Below are 17,816 nucleotides of genomic sequence, written 5' to 3'. Positions count from 1 at the left end.
CGGCTACATCCGACCGGGACCGCCCGGGCGGTGACGGTTGCTGCTCTTGGTGTCGGAACCGTTGGATTCGGACACGATGACTTTGTCGCCTTCTTTTACGCCGGATTTGATTTCGGTATTCGTGCCGTCGGTCAGGCCGGTTTGCACTTCGCGTTCCTGAGGTTGGCCGTTTTTGTCTTTTTCAGACGGCATCAGACGCACGAATTTCTTACCGTTTCGGGATTGGATGGAAAGATTGGGTACGGTCAGCACGTTTGCGGCATCGTTGATGATGATCGTGTTTTCCGTGGTCATGCCGATGTGCAGCGAACCGTCCGCGTTCGGCACGATGGAACGGGCGTAGTAGTACACCGCGTTTTCACTGGTATCGGTGCTGGTGGTGTAGGAACCTTTCGACATTGTGGTCAGGCCGGGGTCAACCACATCCAGCACGGCCTCGCGTATGTTGTCGGGCTGCGAGAGCGTGGTAAAAGTCAGCTTCAAACCGGCTTTCACCTTGTTGGCATCGCCTTCGGCAATCTGCATTTTGTTGAGCATCTTGCCCAAATCGGCAATCTGGGCGATGTTGGGCGTGGTTTGGTTGGCGTTCACGGTTTGGCCTTCTTCCACCATCACCGCCACTACGGTGCCGCTGATGGGCGCGGTGATGCGGGTGTAGCCCAAATCCGCTTCGAATGTGTTGATGGCAATCTGCGACTGGCGGATTTGCGATTTCAATTCGGCCACCGATGCTTTGGCCGCAGCATAGTTGTCCTGAGCGTCTTCCAGCTCGGCTTTCGATGTCGCATCTTCTTTCCACAAAGCCTGTTCGCGTTTGAGCTTTTTATCCATCGACTTCAGCTTGATTTCCGCAGAAGCCAGTTGCGCTTGGAACGTGTCGAGTTTGGCCTTTTCGGTGTTGAGCGTGTTCATCTGCGTGGTCGAATCGATTTCGGCAATCAGATCGCCTTTGCTGACCTGTTGGCCGAGTTTGACGTGAAGTTTTTTAATCTGCCCCGAAGCCTGCGAACCGACGTCCACAAGCTGAGCTGCCGAAATTTCTCCCGTTGCGGTAACGGTTTGGCGGATATTGCTGCGGCGGACGTTTTCGGTAATGTAGTTCATCTCTTCTTTGGGTTTGAAATACATCCAAGCCGCGGTGCTGGCCGCAGCCAGCAATGCAACAATGATCACCCATTTAATTATCTTTTTTGCCATGATTCTTACCTGAAAATAAAAACAAGCGCGCCGAAATACATTGCGGCACACTTCGGAAACGGAAGAAAGTGTACTGTAAATACACGCGCCAAGCCAAGTGTGGTATTACAACATAATCGATATAACTTTTTGAATTTTAATAAACATATCTATTTTGACTGATGAAAAATTGCAAGCCATTTACACAATTTCCCGAATTTCATGTGGTTTTATACATGAAACATCCCAAAAGAATTTATAATAATGCCGTCTGAAAACCGCCGCCGTTCCGACGGTTGCACCATACCGAATAACAACACCGAATATTGCACATTATGAAAAAAACACAACATGGCATAACGCTTATCGACATGCTGATTGCCATTACCATACTCGCGCTTTTGGCCGCCATCGCCTATCCCGTTTACACTTCCTACATCCGCAAAGCCCGTTTGCAGAATGTACGCGCCACTTTATTACAGAATTCTCAGGATATGGAACGTTATTACGCGCAACATCATAAATTTACAGGTTTTTCCGCAACAGTTAACGACAACGATTATTTTACGGTTTCGGTTGAAAGTGCCGACGAAGTCGGTTATCTGCTGAAAGCCGTACCGAAAGACAGCAGCGAAACTTGTTCTGCTTTTCTCAATAGCAACGGCTTGTTTTATGCCGTAGAAACGGGCAAAACTGCCGAAACGTCCGACTGCCCAGGTTTCTAAATCCGTCCCCATCCCATCCGCCCCTGTTCCCGATTTGGAGCAGGGGCGTTTTTCAGACGGCATGATACCGGCAAGGTGGTCTGTTGCGCCTGATTCAGACTTGTACTATTTGTCTGTATGGCTGAAATAATTGGATGCGTTATGGATTGCCATTGCCAAAGCATGAAAGCGACCGATAAAAAAAGACCGTCCTTTAGGACGGCCTGAAAGAAACTCTTGCTGCTGGGAGTGATTAGCAAGAGATTACGACACTTTTGACAAAAGTTTCGAAGGAATGCGTTGTACTGCTTCTGTAAGCTGCGCCGTTTCCGTTACCACGGTAATACCTGCTTCGCGCATTTTGTAAACGGTTTCGATGGTGGTTTCGGGCGTATAACCGCAGCAGGCGGCTAAATTTACGATGATGTGCAAATCGTTGTTGTACCAGCTCAGTTGTTTGGCGGTATCGGCAACGGCTTCTTCGGTGGCAAGGCCGCCGATGATGACGGTGTCGGCATTTTGCGCGTACAGCCACTCAATCAGGCCGGTGCTGCGTTTTTCTTCGGCATCGTGGAAACAGGCACCGAAATTGTGCGAACCGGCTACTTCGACTGAATGGTCGTAGTCTGCTTGAAAGGGCAGGCCGTTCAACAATTCTCTGGCGCGGCAGCCTGAGTTGCAGTCGGAAAAATAGCGGTTGCGGTTGAAAATGAAGCTGGCGCGATCTGTCGGCAGCTCGTTTTCTTTATGGATGCGGATGTGGCACAGCGCTTCGTTGTGTATGGTAGTGTTTTCGACCAGCAGGCGTTTGTCGGCAAACTGCGCCTGACGGTTTAATTCGCCGACGATGCTTTCGGGGCGGATTAAAAAACGCTTTTCATTGGCAGCCATGCAGGAAAAACGGTATTGCGGTTGGATGTCGATTGCAACGATGGCCATGGCCACTCCCCTTGGTCGTTAAACAGGAATTTAGTCGGTAATGTATCAAGTTGCTTTGTGCAGCCAACTTGTTTGATGAAAGGTTTTTATTTTGGATAATCGGTGTCAAGTCCGATAATCGGCATATTATCAAAACAAACGGTATTAAAGCAACTGTTTTTTGCAGGGAAAATTATTTTGCGGCGGATAATTCTGGAAATGTGCGGGAAATGGGAATGGGGAGGGCAGTAGAGTTTTTTATAAATTATTGAAATAAAATAATTTTATGATAGGTTTGTTTGGGCGGATCGAGCTTGGTGTGCATGTAATCAGCTGAAGGAAATCGCGGTTTTTCGGGCGGCGTGTGTGGTTTTTCAGATGCAGAATTGAAAATAATCGGTAATATTTTTAGACAAGCGGTTAATTTTTGAGTGAGAAGAGACGGCGTGTAGGCAGGTTTCAGACGGCCTGTCAGACCATAAAGAAAAGATAGGGCAGGGTGTGTGCCAAGGCAACCGTTGCGGCGGCTGTTGCGGCGGCGGCAACGGGACGGCGACGGTAGATTTTCGGAAAAGCGAATACGGCAACAAAGGAAATGAAGAATGCCGCCAGCCCGCCGAAGCCGAAGAAGAACATCATCAGCCCTTCAAAGCTGGCGTTATTGCTTTCAGACGGCCTGATAATGTAGAGCAGATACATCAGAAAGATAGAGAGCGAAGCGGCGGCTGCTCCGGCTACTGCGGCGGGCCGTGTTTTGGAAAACCAGACGACGGCGGCAATATGCGGTACAACGAAAACGGAAAGGGCAATCAGCGCGTCCTGCCAGACAAAGCCTTCCGAAAGGATGTGGCGGAACATCAGCGGTATGGGCAGAAGGAAGACAAACAGACAGCAACAGGCCGCCGCGAGCCGTTCGTTTTTGGATACGGGCAGCGGAGCAGCGGGCACGGTGGTTTTGGCTGTCATGATGCACTTTCGTAATTGTTCGTATCGGGTGTTTTATCAGTGTCTATTATATGCCATGACCGTTTGCGGATGGAATGCCGAATCTGCCGTTTGATAGATTGTCTTTGGCGTAGGGTTGGCAGATGCCGTCTGAAAGTTTTCAGACGGCCTGTTTGCTTTATTCCTGCCAGCCGCCCAGATAGGATACCAACTCTTCAATCATGGTACTCAGCGACTCTGCCGACAAAACCTGAGATGCAAAAGCCAAAGCAGCATCATCGCCGTGGCTTTCGGCCTCTTCCTGCAATACGTCGAGATACTGGATACGCTTGAGCGTGAACTCCTGCGTGAGTACGAACGCAATCTGTTCGCGCCATACCAAACCGAGCTGGGTAACGGTTTTACCGTTTTTCACATGCTGCACCACTTCGTCGGCGGTCAAATCCTGTTTCGACACTTTGACGGTCGGCACCACGTCGCCCGTACCTTTGAGTTCGCACATATCGTCCAGCTCGAAACCGCCGTCGCAAGCGCCTTTCAACAGCCAGTCGGTCATCAGCGAAGACGGGTTTTGCTTGGTGTTCGGCAGGGCTGCTTCCAAACCGCCGAGTGCTTCGCGCAGCTTGGTCAGCATGGCTTCGGCTTTGGCCGAAGAAGCATTATTGATGAGCAGGTAGCCGTGTTTGGTATCGAAAACGGCCTGCACGCGGCTGCTGCGGGTGAAGGCGCGGGGCAGCAGGTCATCGGTAATCTGTTCTTTTAATTCCTGTTTTTCCTTGCGGCCGACATTGCGCGCTTCGGCGTTTTGGATTTCGAGCACTTTGTCTTCCAAAATGTCGCGAATCACACCGGCAGGCAGCACTTTTTCTTCTTTTTTCAAAGCCACGCCCAGCGTGAAATCGGCGGGGAATACCAGTTCGGGAGAAAACGGCACGGGCGCGGCAAAACCTTCGCTGAACCAGTCCAAACCCTGAACGGGGGCAAATTCCGCTTCGGCCAGTTTTGCCGCCAGCGTTTCCGCATCGGGCAGGCCGTTTTTGTTTTTCAAAGGATAAAAGCTGATTTGTTTGAACCACATGTCGTGTCTTCCTGTTCGGCAAAGGGCGGTATTATACAGTACGGGCAGAACGTTGCATGAAAATGCCGCCCCACCGGACGGGAAGCGTTTTTTCAGACGGCCTTAATTGTAAGAAAAGCTAGTGTTGCTTACAGTATTTGAAAGACATTACTATTGTAGTGAACATCACAGCAATATTGCTTTAGCCTGCATTAACACCAAGCTGTTCTTGGTGTGCTTATATTACTCAGAATAAAACCACCTTTACCTAGCTCCGCAATACTAGTAACCATTTACCGCATCCTCAAAGGGATATAGCTACAATTCTTGCACTGAAGAACAACATCAATAACTGTTTTAAACAAGTCAAATCAGGAACGAAATATTTGGCCAAAAGTAGAATGGCCATTGAGGAAAAATTCAAAAAGCAGGTTAAAGATACTATCAGTTGAGTGTCTAGTTGCTTCCAGTACCAAATATTAAGCAGTTTACTTTGGATTCTCTCTTTTAATTTAGGGGCTGATTAGCCTTAAACACCACACCCAGTCTGCAGGATTTTCAGCTGCTGACTTGATGTTACATAGTTAAACCTGAACTCGCATTCTTTCAAGAACAGCGGGAAAGATTTTAGATTAATCCCATTGTATTTGCGTAAAGTCCGCTTTGCCTGATTCCAAAAATTCTCAATGTCGTTGATGTGGCCGCGACCATCTGCAAAGTGTTTGCTGTGGTTATGCACAGATGGCGGAAACCGCCCACATCTGGCACGTCATATCTGCTCAAGCTATCAGTATAGACGATACTATCTGGCATGGTTTTCTTCTCAAAAACAGGTAACAGGCAATAAGCTCTCTTTTTGGGCATTGTCCACAACGACGGTATAGACTTTGCCGCTGCGTTTGAGAATGCTAAAAACCACAACTTTTCTGCTGCCCTCTACCGCGTTTTCTCTTGCGTTTGCTACCGACAATAGCTTTTATCCGGCTCTAGGGGAACCATCAAAAAGCGCATCGGTTGGTAAGGCTAAATAATGGGCGATCACCAGAAGGATTTTACGGTAGAACAATATGGTGGTATTAGCTTGAATGCCCAGTACATTAGTAGCTGAACGGGCAGTGACTTCAAGTACGAAATATTCAAGGAGTCTATTCTACATTTTTTATTTAATTTTCAGTGATTTATATTTATTTTTGCAGCCTGCCGTAACTGTTAATTTACTGAAGCTCCTAGAATAAATATATTTTGATGGTATTGGATGTGGTTATAATATTTAAATATAAAAAATGTTGTGGGTATTTTGGGTGGCCTTCATAATCCTTTGTATTTCGTGCCAAAAACCGTCGGGGCGGAGTTCGAGCACGGCGGTCAGGCCGTCTGAAATATCGTGTAGGGCTTCGGGCGGCAGGGTGTCGGCTGCTTGGATGCGGGCGGGGGCGAGATAGGCGGTGCGCGGTAATGTGTAGAACCGTACGGCGGGGGCGGGCGGGGTGTAGTCCGTCCAGTTTTGCAGGTAAAGGCCGTGCCAGCCGTAGGGGTTGAGCGGGGCAGCGGGGAGAGGGTGGCCGTCTGAAAAAAAGGCGGTGCCGCGCACGATGGTTGCGGGTTGCGGCGGACGGGGCAGGTTGAGCGGTTGCAGGGCGCGAAGGCCGTCTGAAGTGTTCAGCAGCGCGATTTGGTTTTGCAGTTTGGCGGCTTTGGCGGCGAGTGTGTCGGCGGGATTGCTGCCGCGCAAGGTGTCGGGTGTGCCGGTGGTGCTGCCGTAGTATTTGCAGGTCAGTTCGATATGGTAGGGGATGTTGTTTAAGGAAACGATGAAGTCTGCCGCGCCGAGCGTTTGGTGTTGCGCGTCGTACACGGCAAGGTTGCGGGCGTGGAGACGGCTGTGCGGGGCATGGGCAAACCAGAAGGCGAGCAGTGATTCGGCGTACAGCCCCAGGCGGTGGCCGAAAGGGGCTTCTGCGGCAAGGTGGGTTTCAAGCGGAACGGGGTTGCGGTCGAGCGTCAGCAGGTGGCGGAAGCCGGTTTCGCCCAACAGCGTGCGCACGGGCAGTTCGGCGTCGGTGTGCCAGAGCGGCGGGGCGGTCAGGATGGAAGCAAGGGCGCGTATGTCGGGGTGGGTGAGTTTCCACCAAAGGGCGTCTAGGGCGTAGTTCATGGTTGGGACATAAAAAGGGCGACGGATGGGATTTTGCGGGATGGCGGCAGGGATTGCAAACGGGAAAACGGTTTTTCAGACGGCCTGAAGCGGGGGACGGACAGAACCGTCTGAAAAGTTTGTCGGAACGGCTTGTCGTTTCTGGTTTTGCCGTTGTCCGAAAATTGCCTGAAAGATTTCTGAAAACGGTATGCCGGACGGGATTAAATGTTGACAATTTTACATGGTTTTTCCTGTGGAAAAGCGGGATTTCGGGCCTGGCAGAGAGTCTCTGCGGGTGGGTTTTGAATTGTAATTGACTGTTTTTCAAGAGTTATGTGGAATGGCGGTAAAAAGCGGGAAAAAAGGGCTGTTCAAACGAAAGCAAACAATGTAAATTACGTCCTGTAGTTTCATGTAATTCGGTACATGGAGCGGCGGATGGTCAAAAGCCGTCCGTTTGGTTTTGAGAAAGCCCGTACGGCGAAAATATATTCATCAATGAGGAACAGATATGCAGCCCAAACCGCGTCCTGTCTTTCTGGAGCTTCCCAATATCAGGCTTCCGATTCCCGGAATCGTCTCTATCCTGCACCGCATCAGCGGCGTGATTTTGTTTGCGGCGCTGCCGGTGCTGCTTTATCTGCTGTCGGGCACGCTGAGCAGCGAGGCCGCTTTCGACGCTTATTACGCCTTTGTTTCCCATCCCCTTGTCAAACTGGGTTTGATTGTTCTGCTGTGGGCGTTTCTGCACCACGCCATCGCAGGTATCCGCTTTCTGCTGCTGGACGCGCACAAAGGATTGGAGCTGCACACCGCCCGCAATACTGCCAAGGGTGTGTTTGTGTCGGCTTTGGTGTTAACCGCCGTATTGGGAGTTTTATTATGGTAGACCGCAAACTGGCAGGCGCACACTACGGTTTGCGCGATTGGGCGATGCAGCGTGTAACGGCCGTGATTATGCTGGTTTATACGGTTGCATTGATTGTTTTCCTGTTTGCCATCCCCAGCGGTTACGCCGAATGGCAGGCGTTTTTCTCGCAGGTTTGGGTGAAGGTTTTGACGCAGGTAACGTTTGTCGCCCTGCTGCTGCATGCTTGGGTGGGCATCCGTGATTTGTGGATGGACTACATCAAGCCTTTCGGCCTGCGCCTGTTTCTTCAGACGGCTACGATTGTATGGCTGGTTGCCTGTATGGTTTATTCGGTTAAAGTGATTTGGGGGATTGTATGAGTTATCCGGTTCGTAAATTTGACGCCGTGATTGTCGGTGCGGGCGGTGCGGGGCTGCGTGCCGCTTTGCAGGCTTCCAAGGCCGGTTTGAGCGTGGCTGTTTTGTCCAAAGTATTCCCCACCCGTTCGCACACCGTTGCCGCGCAGGGCGGTATTTCCGCTTCTTTGGGCAATGTGCAGGAAGACCGTTGGGACTGGCATATGTACGATACGGTCAAAGGTTCCGACTGGCTGGGCGATCAGGATGCGATTGAATTCATGTGCCGTGCCGCCCCCGAAGCCGTTATCGAACTGGAACACATGGGCATGCCGTTCGACCGTGTGGAAAGCGGCAAAATCTACCAGCGTCCGTTCGGCGGCCATACGGCCGAACACGGCAAACGTGCCGTGGAGCGCGCCTGTGCGGTGGCCGACCGTACCGGCCATGCCATGCTGCACACGCTTTACCAGCAAAACGTGCGCGCCAATACGCAGTTTTTCGTGGAATGGACCGCGCTCGACCTGATTCGCGATTCAGACGGCGATGTCGTCGGCGTTACCGCGATGGAAATGGAAAGCGGCGATGTTTATATCTTCCATGCGAAAGCCGTATTGTTCGCTACCGGCGGAGCAGGGCGCATTTATGCCTCTTCCACTAACGCTTTCATGAATACCGGCGACGGCTTGGGTATTTGCGCTCGCGCGGGCATTCCGCTGGAAGACATGGAATTCTGGCAGTTCCATCCCACCGGTGTGGCCGGAGCGGGCGTTTTGATTACCGAAGGCGTGCGCGGCGAAGGCGGCATCCTGCTGAATGCCGACGGCGAACGCTTTATGGAACGCTATGCGCCCACCGTGAAGGATTTGGCCTCGCGCGACGTGGTTTCCCGCGCGATGGCGATGGAAATCTACGAAGGCCGCGGCTGCGGTAAAAACAAAGACCATGTGCTGCTGAAAATCGACCACATTGGTGCCGAAAAAATCATCGAAAAACTGCCGGGCATCCGCGAAATTTCCATCCAGTTCGCCGGTATCGATCCGATTAAAGACCCGATTCCCGTGGTGCCGACCACCCACTACATGATGGGCGGTATCCCCACGAATTACCGCGGCGAAGTGGTCGTTCCCAAAGACGGAAATCCCGAAGCCGTGGTCGGCGGCCTGTATGCCGCGGGCGAATGCGCCTGCGCATCGGTTCACGGAGCCAACCGTTTGGGTACGAATTCGCTGCTCGATTTGGTGGTGTTCGGCAAAGCGGCGGGCGACAGCATGATTGCCTACGTCAACGCGCAAAACGGCTGGAAACCGCTGCCCGAAAATGCAGGCGCGTTTACCGAAGGCCGTCTGAACCGTCTGGAAACCCAAACCGGCGGCGAAAATGTGGACGACCTGCGCCGCGAGCTGCAACGCACGGTACAGCTCCATGCCGGCGTGTTCCGTACCGATGCGATTCTGAAAGAAGGCGTAAACAAGGTATTGGCCATTGCCGAACGCGTGAAACGTACCGAAATCAAAGACAAGAGCAAAGTTTGGAACACCGCGCGCATCGAAGCATTGGAACTGGACAACCTGATTGAAGTTGCCAAGGCCACGCTGGTGTCGGCGGAGGCCCGCAAAGAATCGCGCGGCGCACATGCTACCGACGACCACCCCGAGCGCGACGACGAAAACTGGATGAAGCACACGCTCTTTTATTCGGCGGACAACAGCCTGAGCTACAAACCCGTACACACCAAGCCGCTGACCGTGGACTATATTCCGCCTGCCAAGCGCGTATATTGATTGCGTGCAGGCCGTTACGGTTTTCAGACGGCATATTGCGCCGTGCAGTCCCGACGGTATCCGCATTTCAAACAAAGGCCGTCTGAAAAAACAAACCGGTAAAAGAAAAAAGCAAGGAACACATCATGGAAAAAATCCGTTTCCAAATCTACCGCTACAATCCCGATACCGATGCCAAGCCTTATATGCAGGACTATGAAATCGAAATCGAACCCACCGATGTCAAACTGCTCGATGCGCTGGTGAAACTCAAAGCACAGGACGACAGCCTTGCTTTCCGCCGTTCCTGCCGCGAAGGCATCTGCGGTTCCGACGGTATGAACATCAACGGTAAAAATGGCTTGGCCTGCCTAACCGACATCCGCAGCCTGAAGCAGCCCGTCAAAATCCGTCCGCTGCCCGGCCTGCCGGTCATCCGCGACCTGATTGTGGACATGACCCAGTTTTTCAAACAATACCATTCCATCAAGCCCTACGTTGTCAACGATACGCCCGTCGACAGCGACAAAGAGCGGCTGCAATCCCAAGAAGACAGAAAAGAACTCGACGGCCTTTACGAGTGCATCCTGTGTGCCTGCTGCTCGACTGCCTGCCCGTCGTTCTGGTGGAATCCCGACAAATTCGTCGGCCCTTCCGGCCTGCTCAACGCCTACCGCTTCATCGCCGACAGCCGCGACACCATTACCAACGAGCGTTTGGACAACCTGAACGACCCCTACCGCCTGTTCCGTTGCCATACGATTATGAACTGCGTCGACGTATGCCCCAAACACTTGAATCCGACCCGTGCCATCGGTAAGATTAAAGAAATCATGCTGAAACGGGCGGTATAAATGGTTTTCGACGATACGGCCAAACGGAAAATCCGCTTCCAAACCCGCCGCGGCCTGCTCGAACTCGACATCGTGCTCGGGCGGTTTATGGACAAGGAATTCGACCGCCTGAGCGATGAAGAACTGGCGGCGTTTGCCGGATTTCTCGAAGGGCAGGATCACGACCTGCTGGCTGAAATCAACGGCAGCAGAAGTACCGGCGATCGGGAGTTGGACGCGCTGCTGGAAAAAATCCGCCGTTCCTGAAACAGGGCAGGCCGTCTGAAACCGACCGTTTGGTTTTCCTTTGGTCTTTCGTTAAGGAAATTCGGGGAGGTGGCCGTGTGTTTTATGCGTCGGTAATGCAGATGCCGTCTGAAAACAGCACACAGCGGTTCCTGTACCATTTAAGATTCACGGCTTTGCCGGAGCAGTTAAGGCCGTCTGAAAACAATATTTCAACAATCCGTATCTATTATTACGGACCAACCCACCGCATCTTAGGCATACATAAGGAGAGAGAAAATGACCGATAACGTCAAACTGCAAACCGCAAATCAAGAGAATATCGAACTGCCCGTGCGCAAAGCCGTACTCGGCAACGATGTCATCGACATCGGCCAGCTTCACAAACAGACAGGCATGTTTTCGTTTGACCCGGGTTTCGTGTCGACCGCAAGCTGCGAATCGAAAATCACCTTTATCGACGGTGAAAAAGGGCTGCTGTATTACCGCGGTTATCCCATCGAACAGCTTGCCGAACATTCCGACTACATGGAAGTGTGTTACCTGCTGATTTACGGCGAATTGCCCACGCCCGAGCAGAAGGAGCAGTTTGTGCACACCGTCAGCCGCCATACTATGCTTCACGAACAGCTTACCTGGTTTTTCCGCGGTTTCCGCCGCGACGCGCATCCGATGGCGATGATGGTGGGTGTGGTGGGCGCACTCTCCGCGTTCTATCAGGACAGTTTGGAAATCGCCGATCCCGAACACCGCAAAATCGCCGTGTACCGCCTGATTTCCAAAATCCCCACCATTGCGGCGATGTGTTACCGCTACTCCAACGGCCTGCCGTTCAACTATCCGAAAAACGACCTTTCCTACACGGCCAATTTCATGCACATGATGTTTGCCACCCCGTGTGAGGAATACAAGCCCAACCCCGTGCTGGTGCGTGCGCTTGACCGCATCTTCATCCTGCATGCCGACCACGAGCAAAACGCTTCCACGTCCACCGTCCGTCTGGCCGGTTCTTCGGGTGCCAATCCGTTTGCCTGTATCGCGGCGGGCATCGCCAGCCTGTGGGGGCCTGCGCACGGCGGCGCTAACGAAGCCGTGCTGACCATGCTCGATGAAATCGGCGACGTTTCCCGCGTGCCCGAATACATGGAAGGTGTGAAACAGCGCAAATACCGCCTGATGGGTTTCGGCCACCGTGTTTACCGCAATATGGATCCGCGTGCCAGCATCATGCGCGAAACCTGCTACGAAGTGCTGAAAGAGCTGGGTTTGGAAGACAGCCCCAAATTCAAGCTGGCGATGGAATTGGAAAAAATCGCCCTGAACGACCCGTTCTTCATCGAGCGCAAACTGTATCCGAACGTGGATTTCTACTCGGGCATCGTGTTGTCCGCACTGGGCATCCCCACTTCCATGTTTACCGTGATTTTCGCGCTTGCCCGTACGGTCGGCTGGATCTCGCACTGGCACGAAATGATCGGCAGCCCCAACCAGAAAATCGGCCGTCCGCGCCAACTCTACACCGGCGCACCGCGACGCGATTTCGTGCCGCTGGATAAACGCTGATGCAGCTTTCAGACGGCCTGTTCGGAAACAGGCCGTCTGATTCACATTTGCCGTTTTATTTAGTTTATTTTTATCGGTTCGATAAGTAAAAAATCCGGCAACGGGCCGGCCGGATTGAAAGCAGCGCCCGAAAAACAGCAAGGCATCTGCGGAACGGCCAAGCCCGTGCCGTTTGCCGAAACCGTTTTTCAGACGGCCTTGAAGCAAGGTCAGGCCGTCTGAAAACTTCCGAAGAGAAAGCACCATCATGGCGAATCAAATGGACAACAAACTGAATTTTTCCTACCTTTTCGGCTCAAATGCCCCTTATATCGAAGAACTTTACGAACAGTTTCTCGAAAATCCGAATTCGGTCGACGGCAAATGGAAAGCCTATTTCGGCGAACTGGCGAAACAGCCCGGTGCGGCGGACATCGCCCACCGTCCCATCCGCGAATCGTTTGCCAATCTGGCCAAGCAGAAATCCACCGCAGCGATTTCGGGTGCGCTCGACGAAACCATGTTGAAAAAACAGGTGGGCGTATTGCGGCTGATTACTTCCTACCGCATACAGGGTACGGGTGCGGCGCAGCTCGATCCGCTCAAGCGTATGCCGCCGCGCAACATCGAAGCACTCGATCCCAAATTCCACGGCCTGACCGATGCGGACATGGCGGTGCAGTTCAGTGTGGGCGAAGACGATTTTGCAGGACGCGGCAAAATGGCGCTGTCCGACATTCTCACCAGCCTGAAGCAGACCTACTGCGGCCACATCGGTGTGGAATATATGTATATGGCCAACACCGAGGAACGCCATTGGGTGGGGCGTTATTTTGAAAACGTGCTGTCCACGCCGCAATTCAACGTCGAGCAAAAGCGCAGCATTCTCAAAGAGCTGACCGCCGCCGAAACGCTGGAACGCTACCTGCACACCAAATACGTCGGCCAGAAACGCTTCTCCGTCGAAGGCGGCGAAAGCGTGATTGCGGGTTTGAATTACCTCATTCAGAACGCAGGCAAGGACGGTGTGGAAGAAGTGATTATCGGCATGGCGCACAGGGGCCGTCTGAACGTGTTGGTCAACACCTTGGGCAAAAAGCCCGCCGATTTGTTCGCCGAATTCGAAGGCCGCGCAGAATCCAAGCTGTCCAGCGGCGACGTGAAATACCACATGGGCTTCAATTCCGACATCGCCACGCCCTACGGCCCGATGCACGTTACCCTTGCGTTCAACCCGTCGCATCTCGAAATCGTCAACCCCGTGGTGGAAGGTTCCGCGCGCGCCAAACAGCGCCGGCACGGCGAAGGCGGGCAGGAAAAAGTGCTGCCCGTGCTGATTCACGGCGACTCCGCTTTCGTCGGACTGGGTGTCAACCAGGCCACGTTCAACCTGTCCAAAACGCGCGGTTATTCCACCGGCGGCACGGTGCACATCGTCATCAACAACCAAATCGGCTTCACCACCTCCGATACCCGCGACGTGCGCTCTACCGTATATTGCACCGACGTGGCGAAGATGGTCGAGGCCCCCGTGTTCCACGTCAACGGTGACGACCCCGAAGCCGTCTGCTTCGTGATTCAGGCTGCGCTCGACTACCGCCGCAAGTTCAAAAAAGACGTGGTGGTGGATGTGGTGTGCTTCCGCAAACTCGGCCACAACGAAGGCGACGACCCCACGCTCACACAGCCGATGATGTACAAAAAAGTATCGAAACACCCCGGCACCCGTGCGCTTTATGCGGAACAGCTCGTGCGCGAAGGCGTGATTACCGAAGCCGATGCCGACCAATACATCCAAGCCTACCGCGACGCGCTCGACAAAGGCGAACACGTCGAAAAAACCACGCTTGGTACATTCACGCAAATCGGTTGGGAAAACTATCAGGGTACCAATTGGCGCGAAGCCGTCGATACCGCGCTTCCTGCCGCCGATATCCGCCGCCTGACCGACAAATTCACTGCCGTGCCCGACGGTTTCGCGCTGCATCCGACTGCCAAACGCGTGCTCGAGGCGCGTAAAGCGATGGCGGCGGGCGAACAGCCGGTGGATTGGGGTATGGCCGAAACGCTGGCCTATGCCGGCTTGGTGACCCAAGGAACCGCCGTGCGCATTTCCGGCGAAGACTCCGGACGCGGCACATTCTCGCACCGCCATGCCGTCCTGCACGACCAGAACCGCGAAAAATCCGATGCGGGCGCGTATGTGCCGCTGCGCAATATGGGCGACGGTGCGGCCGGTTTTCTGGTGATTGACTCCATCCTCAACGAAGAAGCCGTAATGGCCTACGAATACGGCTTCGCCTGTTCCGCGCCCGACAAACTCACCATTTGGGAAGCCCAGTTCGGCGATTTCGCCAACGGCGCGCAGGTGGTAATCGACCAGTTCATTTCGTCGGGCGAAGCCAAATGGGGCCGGTTGTGCGGTCTCGTAACCCTGCTGCCGCACGGCTACGACGGCCAAGGTCCCGAGCATTCTTCGGGCCGCCTCGAACGCTGGCTGCAACTGTGTTCCGAGCAGAACATGCAGATCGTGATGCCGTCTGAGGCCTCGCAGATGTTCCATGTGCTGCGCCGCCAAACCATGCGCAGCTACCGCAAGCCGTTGGTCATTTTCATGAGCAAACGCCTGCTGCGTTTCAAAGACTCCATGAGTCCGCTGGAAAACTTTACCGAAGGTTCGGCCTTCCGCAACGTTATCGGCGACACCGTGTCCCGCGCCGACAACGGCAGCGTGAAGCGTGTGATTCTCTGTGCCGGACAGGTGTATTATGATTTGGTTGCCGGCCGTGCCGAGCGCGGTTTGGAAAACGACATCGCCATCGTGCGCGTCGAGCAGCTCTATCCCTTCCCTTACGAAGAAGTTCAGGCCGAACTCGCCAAATACCCCAATGCCGCCGAAGTGGTGTGGGCGCAGGAAGAACCGAAAAACCAAGGCGCGTTTTACCAGCTCCGCCACCGCATCGAGAAAATCCTTGACGGCCGCAAACTCAGCTACGCAGGCCGCCCGGCCAGCCCGTCGCCCGCCGTCGGCTACATGGCCAAGCATACTGCGCAGTTGAAACAGTTGGTGGAAGATGCCATGAGTCTGAATAAGGCCGTCTGAAAACGGCAGGGTAGGGTGCAGCAAAAATCCCGCAACAACGGTTTTGTACCCTGTCGCAAACAAGGTTGCCGAAAAGCCGAAAAATGACCCGAGGCAGCCTGACAAACCGAACACACGCCGTCTGAAATCCTTTCAGACGGCATCAAGGAGACCCAAATATGATTATCGAAGTAAACGTACCCGTATTGTCGGAAAGCGTATCCGAAGGCACATTGATGAGCTGGCACAAAAAAGTCGGCGATGCCGTCAAGCGCGACGAAATCCTGATTGACGTGGAAACCGACAAAGTCGTGCTGGAAGTACCCTCGCCGCAATCCGGCGTGTTGGTGGAAATCATCGAACAGGACGGCGCCACCGTAACCGCCGGCCAATTGCTCGCCCGCATCGACACCGCCGCCGTTGCAGGCGCGTCGGCATCCGAAGCGGCACCTGCCGCCGAAGCCAATCCCGCAGCCACGCCGTCTGAAAAAACCGCAATGCCTGCCGCCGCCAAACTCGCCGCCGAGACAGGCGTGGACGTGAACACCGTCGAAGGTTCGGGCCGCGACGGACGCGTGCTTAAAGAAGACGTTCAGAAAGCCGCGGCTCCCCAAGCCGCCGTTCAGACGGCCTCTGCGCCCGTACCCGCAGGCAGCCGCCCCGAGCAGCGCGTGCCCATGAGCCGCCTGCGCGCGCGCGTGGCCGAACGCCTGCTCGCTTCGCAGCAGGAAAACGCCATCCTCACCACCTTCAACGAAGTCAATATGAAGCCCGTGATGGATTTGCGTAACAAGTACAAAGAAAAATTCGAAAAAGAACACGGCGTGAAGCTCGGGTTCATGTCGTTCTTCGTCAAAGCCGCCGTTGCCGCGCTGAAAAAATTCCCCGTCGTCAATGCGTCGGTGGACGGCAGCGACATCGTTTACCACGGCTATTTCGACATCGGCATCGCCATCGGCAGTCCGCGCGGTTTGGTCGTTCCCATCTTGCGCGACGCAGACCGGATGAGCATTGCCGATATCGAAAAAGCCATTGTGGATTATGCGGCCAAAGCCAAAGACGGCAAAATCGCCATCGAAGACCTGACCGGCGGCACTTTCTCCATCACCAACGGCGGCACGTTCGGATCGATGATGTCCACGCCGATTATCAACCCGCCGCAGTCGGCGATTCTCGGGATGCACGCCACCAAAGAGCGCGCCGTGGTTGAAAACGGTGAAATCGTTATCCGTCCGATGATGTATCTGGCGCTGTCTTACGACCACCGCATCATCGACGGTCGCGAAGCCGTGCTGACGCTGGTTACCATCAAAGACCTGCTCGAAGACCCCGCGCGTCTGCTGCTGGATCTGTAAACGGCTTTTCAGACGGCCTGCAACCCGATAAGGTGCACGCACCGCTCGGCAGAGCCTGTCAAACGGACAGGCCGTCTGAAAACAGGCAAACGGCAAAGGGCGGGTTTTTACCCGCCCTGTCCGCATCGTGAAAACGGGCGGATAACCGCCATGTAACAGCCGCCGCTCCGCCGCAACCGTTGGACTGCGAAAACATTTCCGCTAAAATGACCCGTAGGCCGTCTGAAAAACGGCCGTGCCGTACCCGTCAGCCGCCGTGAAGCCGGATAAGAAAGATACGGGACAACAAACCGCAGGCATGCTGCCTGTTGCCGGTGCGGCAGATTTTCTCATTTATTCCGCCATCAAAAACCCGGGAGTCAACCATGAAATACGCATTATCCGCAGCCGCAGCCCTGCTGCTCGCCGCCTGCGCAGCGGCAACCAACAGCTATTCCGTCGGCGCCTACAACAGCAGCGGGCGGCTGTTGAACCAGAAAGTCGAAATCGACAGCAACCAGGCCGGCATCAGAGTGGCCGCAGGTGCTTTGTGCAAAGTGCATCCGGGCGCGCAAATCCGCGTCCACAGCAACATTACCGGCGCGGAGCTGAAAGAACACCGCCGCCGCTGCCGCTAAACCGCCCATGCCGTCTGAAACCTTCCGAACGATGAAGAACCCGTTTATGAAAAAAGCCCTTACCGTCCTGACCTGTACCGCCCTGCTTGCCGCCTGCGGCACCATCATGCCCGTGCCTGCGAAACGCCAATACAGCGGCCAGGAAGCAGAAGCCGCCGCCAATGGTGCGCTCGAACAGATTACCCGCAAAAAAGAAGAAACCTACCATTACGACAAAAACGGCAAGCCCGTCGAG

General features: G+C 54.0%; 17 protein-coding genes and 1 pseudogene. 11 read left to right on the top strand and 7 right to left on the bottom strand.

Annotated features, from left to right (window positions below):
• Positions 1-3: 3 nt before the first annotated feature.
• Complete coding sequence (locus ACEYDX_RS10775) at positions 4-1,197, bottom strand: efflux RND transporter periplasmic adaptor subunit (protein WP_373742017.1); 1,194 nt, start codon at positions 1,195-1,197, stop codon at positions 4-6.
• Positions 1,198-1,511: 314 nt separating this feature from the next.
• On the opposite strand from ACEYDX_RS10775, the gene ACEYDX_RS10770 reads away from it, so the two are divergent.
• Positions 1,512-1,901 (top strand): type IV pilin protein, encoded by a 390-nt coding sequence (locus ACEYDX_RS10770; RefSeq protein WP_373742016.1) that lies wholly within the window; start codon positions 1,512-1,514, stop codon positions 1,899-1,901.
• A 243-nt stretch (positions 1,902-2,144) separates the two neighbouring features.
• Here the strand turns inward: ACEYDX_RS10770 and ACEYDX_RS10765 are convergent, their stop codons facing one another.
• The 5 genes and pseudogenes from ACEYDX_RS10765 to ACEYDX_RS10745 form a co-directional block, all read right to left on the bottom strand.
• Positions 2,145-2,819 (bottom strand): isochorismatase family protein, encoded by a 675-nt coding sequence (locus tag ACEYDX_RS10765; protein WP_373742015.1) that lies wholly within the window; start codon positions 2,817-2,819, stop codon positions 2,145-2,147.
• 450 nt (positions 2,820-3,269) lie between these two features.
• A complete protein-coding gene (locus tag ACEYDX_RS10760) occupies positions 3,270-3,764 on the bottom strand; it encodes a hypothetical protein (protein WP_373742014.1) in 495 nt (164 codons plus the stop codon).
• A 157-nt stretch (positions 3,765-3,921) separates the two neighbouring features.
• Positions 3,922-4,821: a recombination-associated protein RdgC gene (locus ACEYDX_RS10755; protein ID WP_373742013.1), complete on the bottom strand. Its 900-nt coding sequence runs from the start codon at positions 4,819-4,821 to the stop codon at positions 3,922-3,924.
• Positions 4,822-5,329: 508 nt separating this feature from the next.
• Positions 5,330-5,947, bottom strand: a pseudogene (locus ACEYDX_RS10750) (IS1595 family transposase); the annotation flags it as partial.
• A gap of 123 nt (positions 5,948-6,070) precedes the next feature.
• Positions 6,071-6,955, bottom strand: coding sequence for a DUF1853 family protein (locus ACEYDX_RS10745; RefSeq protein WP_373742012.1), 885 nt, complete (start codon positions 6,953-6,955; stop codon positions 6,071-6,073).
• Between the two features lie 493 nt (positions 6,956-7,448).
• On the opposite strand from ACEYDX_RS10745, the gene sdhC reads away from it, so the two are divergent.
• The 8 genes from sdhC (at position 7,449) to odhB (ending at position 16,964) form a co-directional block, all read left to right on the top strand.
• Complete coding sequence (gene sdhC, locus ACEYDX_RS10740) at positions 7,449-7,826, top strand: succinate dehydrogenase, cytochrome b556 subunit (RefSeq protein ID WP_373742011.1); 378 nt, start codon at positions 7,449-7,451, stop codon at positions 7,824-7,826.
• Positions 7,820-8,167 carry a succinate dehydrogenase, hydrophobic membrane anchor protein gene (gene sdhD, locus ACEYDX_RS10735; protein ID WP_373742010.1) on the top strand — a complete coding sequence of 116 codons (348 nt, stop codon included), beginning with the start codon at positions 7,820-7,822 and terminating at the stop codon, positions 8,165-8,167. The genes sdhC and sdhD overlap by 7 nt, the downstream gene beginning before the upstream one ends.
• Positions 8,164-9,927 carry a succinate dehydrogenase flavoprotein subunit gene (sdhA, locus tag ACEYDX_RS10730; protein WP_373742009.1) on the top strand — a complete coding sequence of 588 codons (1,764 nt, stop codon included), beginning with the start codon at positions 8,164-8,166 and terminating at the stop codon, positions 9,925-9,927. The genes sdhD and sdhA overlap by 4 nt, the downstream gene beginning before the upstream one ends.
• Before the next feature lie 125 nt (positions 9,928-10,052).
• Positions 10,053-10,760, top strand: a complete 708-nt coding sequence (locus ACEYDX_RS10725) for a succinate dehydrogenase iron-sulfur subunit (RefSeq protein ID WP_373742008.1) — start codon at positions 10,053-10,055, stop codon at positions 10,758-10,760.
• The gene (locus ACEYDX_RS10720) at positions 10,761-11,006 is read left to right on the top strand and encodes a succinate dehydrogenase assembly factor 2 (protein WP_373742007.1); all 246 of its coding nucleotides are present in this window, start codon (positions 10,761-10,763) and stop codon (positions 11,004-11,006) included.
• Positions 11,007-11,264: 258 nt separating this feature from the next.
• Positions 11,265-12,548: a citrate synthase gene (gene gltA, locus ACEYDX_RS10715; RefSeq protein WP_373742006.1), complete on the top strand. Its 1,284-nt coding sequence runs from the start codon at positions 11,265-11,267 to the stop codon at positions 12,546-12,548.
• A 259-nt stretch (positions 12,549-12,807) separates the two neighbouring features.
• Positions 12,808-15,630 (top strand): 2-oxoglutarate dehydrogenase E1 component, encoded by a 2,823-nt coding sequence (locus ACEYDX_RS10710; protein ID WP_373742039.1) that lies wholly within the window; start codon positions 12,808-12,810, stop codon positions 15,628-15,630.
• 158 nt (positions 15,631-15,788) lie between these two features.
• Positions 15,789-16,964 carry a 2-oxoglutarate dehydrogenase complex dihydrolipoyllysine-residue succinyltransferase gene (gene odhB, locus ACEYDX_RS10705; protein ID WP_373742005.1) on the top strand — a complete coding sequence of 392 codons (1,176 nt, stop codon included), beginning with the start codon at positions 15,789-15,791 and terminating at the stop codon, positions 16,962-16,964.
• A 58-nt stretch (positions 16,965-17,022) separates the two neighbouring features.
• Here the strand turns inward: odhB and ACEYDX_RS10700 are convergent, their stop codons facing one another.
• On the bottom strand, positions 17,023-17,160 hold the full coding sequence (locus ACEYDX_RS10700; protein ID WP_373742004.1) for a hypothetical protein: 138 nt from the start codon (positions 17,158-17,160) through the stop codon (positions 17,023-17,025).
• A gap of 169 nt (positions 17,161-17,329) precedes the next feature.
• Between ACEYDX_RS10700 and ACEYDX_RS10695 the strand changes: the two genes are divergently transcribed.
• Both ACEYDX_RS10695 and ACEYDX_RS10690 read left to right on the top strand, forming a co-directional pair.
• Complete coding sequence (locus ACEYDX_RS10695) at positions 17,330-17,581, top strand: hypothetical protein (RefSeq protein WP_373742003.1); 252 nt, start codon at positions 17,330-17,332, stop codon at positions 17,579-17,581.
• A gap of 46 nt (positions 17,582-17,627) precedes the next feature.
• The coding region (locus ACEYDX_RS10690) for a hypothetical protein (protein ID WP_373742002.1) at positions 17,628-17,816 on the top strand (189 nt) is incomplete at its 3' end.

Source organism: Neisseria sp. (assembly GCF_041804105.1).
Taxonomy (GTDB): Bacteria; Pseudomonadota; Gammaproteobacteria; order Burkholderiales; family Neisseriaceae; genus Neisseria.
Note: the sequence above shows the minus strand (reverse complement) of the source record. Positions and strands in the feature narration are given on the sequence as shown.

What these genes read in the sequence shown, in the direction of transcription:
- ACEYDX_RS10775 (WP_373742017.1), bottom strand. Translation starts at nt 1,197, where the DNA reads ATGGCAAAAAAGATAATTAAATGGGTGATCATTGTTGCATTGCTGGCT.
- ACEYDX_RS10770 (WP_373742016.1), top strand. Translation starts at nt 1,512, where the DNA reads ATGAAAAAAACACAACATGGCATAACGCTTATCGACATGCTGATTGCC.
- ACEYDX_RS10765 (WP_373742015.1), bottom strand. Translation starts at nt 2,819, where the DNA reads ATGGCCATCGTTGCAATCGACATCCAACCGCAATACCGTTTTTCCTGC.
- ACEYDX_RS10760 (WP_373742014.1), bottom strand. Translation starts at nt 3,764, where the DNA reads ATGACAGCCAAAACCACCGTGCCCGCTGCTCCGCTGCCCGTATCCAAA.
- ACEYDX_RS10755 (WP_373742013.1), bottom strand. Translation starts at nt 4,821, where the DNA reads ATGTGGTTCAAACAAATCAGCTTTTATCCTTTGAAAAACAAAAACGGC.
- ACEYDX_RS10745 (WP_373742012.1), bottom strand. Translation starts at nt 6,955, where the DNA reads ATGAACTACGCCCTAGACGCCCTTTGGTGGAAACTCACCCACCCCGAC.
- sdhC (WP_373742011.1), top strand. Translation starts at nt 7,449, where the DNA reads ATGCAGCCCAAACCGCGTCCTGTCTTTCTGGAGCTTCCCAATATCAGG.
- sdhD (WP_373742010.1), top strand. Translation starts at nt 7,820, where the DNA reads ATGGTAGACCGCAAACTGGCAGGCGCACACTACGGTTTGCGCGATTGG.
- sdhA (WP_373742009.1), top strand. Translation starts at nt 8,164, where the DNA reads ATGAGTTATCCGGTTCGTAAATTTGACGCCGTGATTGTCGGTGCGGGC.
- ACEYDX_RS10725 (WP_373742008.1), top strand. Translation starts at nt 10,053, where the DNA reads ATGGAAAAAATCCGTTTCCAAATCTACCGCTACAATCCCGATACCGAT.
- ACEYDX_RS10720 (WP_373742007.1), top strand. Translation starts at nt 10,761, where the DNA reads ATGGTTTTCGACGATACGGCCAAACGGAAAATCCGCTTCCAAACCCGC.
- gltA (WP_373742006.1), top strand. Translation starts at nt 11,265, where the DNA reads ATGACCGATAACGTCAAACTGCAAACCGCAAATCAAGAGAATATCGAA.
- ACEYDX_RS10710 (WP_373742039.1), top strand. Translation starts at nt 12,808, where the DNA reads ATGGACAACAAACTGAATTTTTCCTACCTTTTCGGCTCAAATGCCCCT.
- odhB (WP_373742005.1), top strand. Translation starts at nt 15,789, where the DNA reads ATGATTATCGAAGTAAACGTACCCGTATTGTCGGAAAGCGTATCCGAA.
- ACEYDX_RS10700 (WP_373742004.1), bottom strand. Translation starts at nt 17,160, where the DNA reads ATGTTTTCGCAGTCCAACGGTTGCGGCGGAGCGGCGGCTGTTACATGG.
- ACEYDX_RS10695 (WP_373742003.1), top strand. Translation starts at nt 17,330, where the DNA reads ATGAAATACGCATTATCCGCAGCCGCAGCCCTGCTGCTCGCCGCCTGC.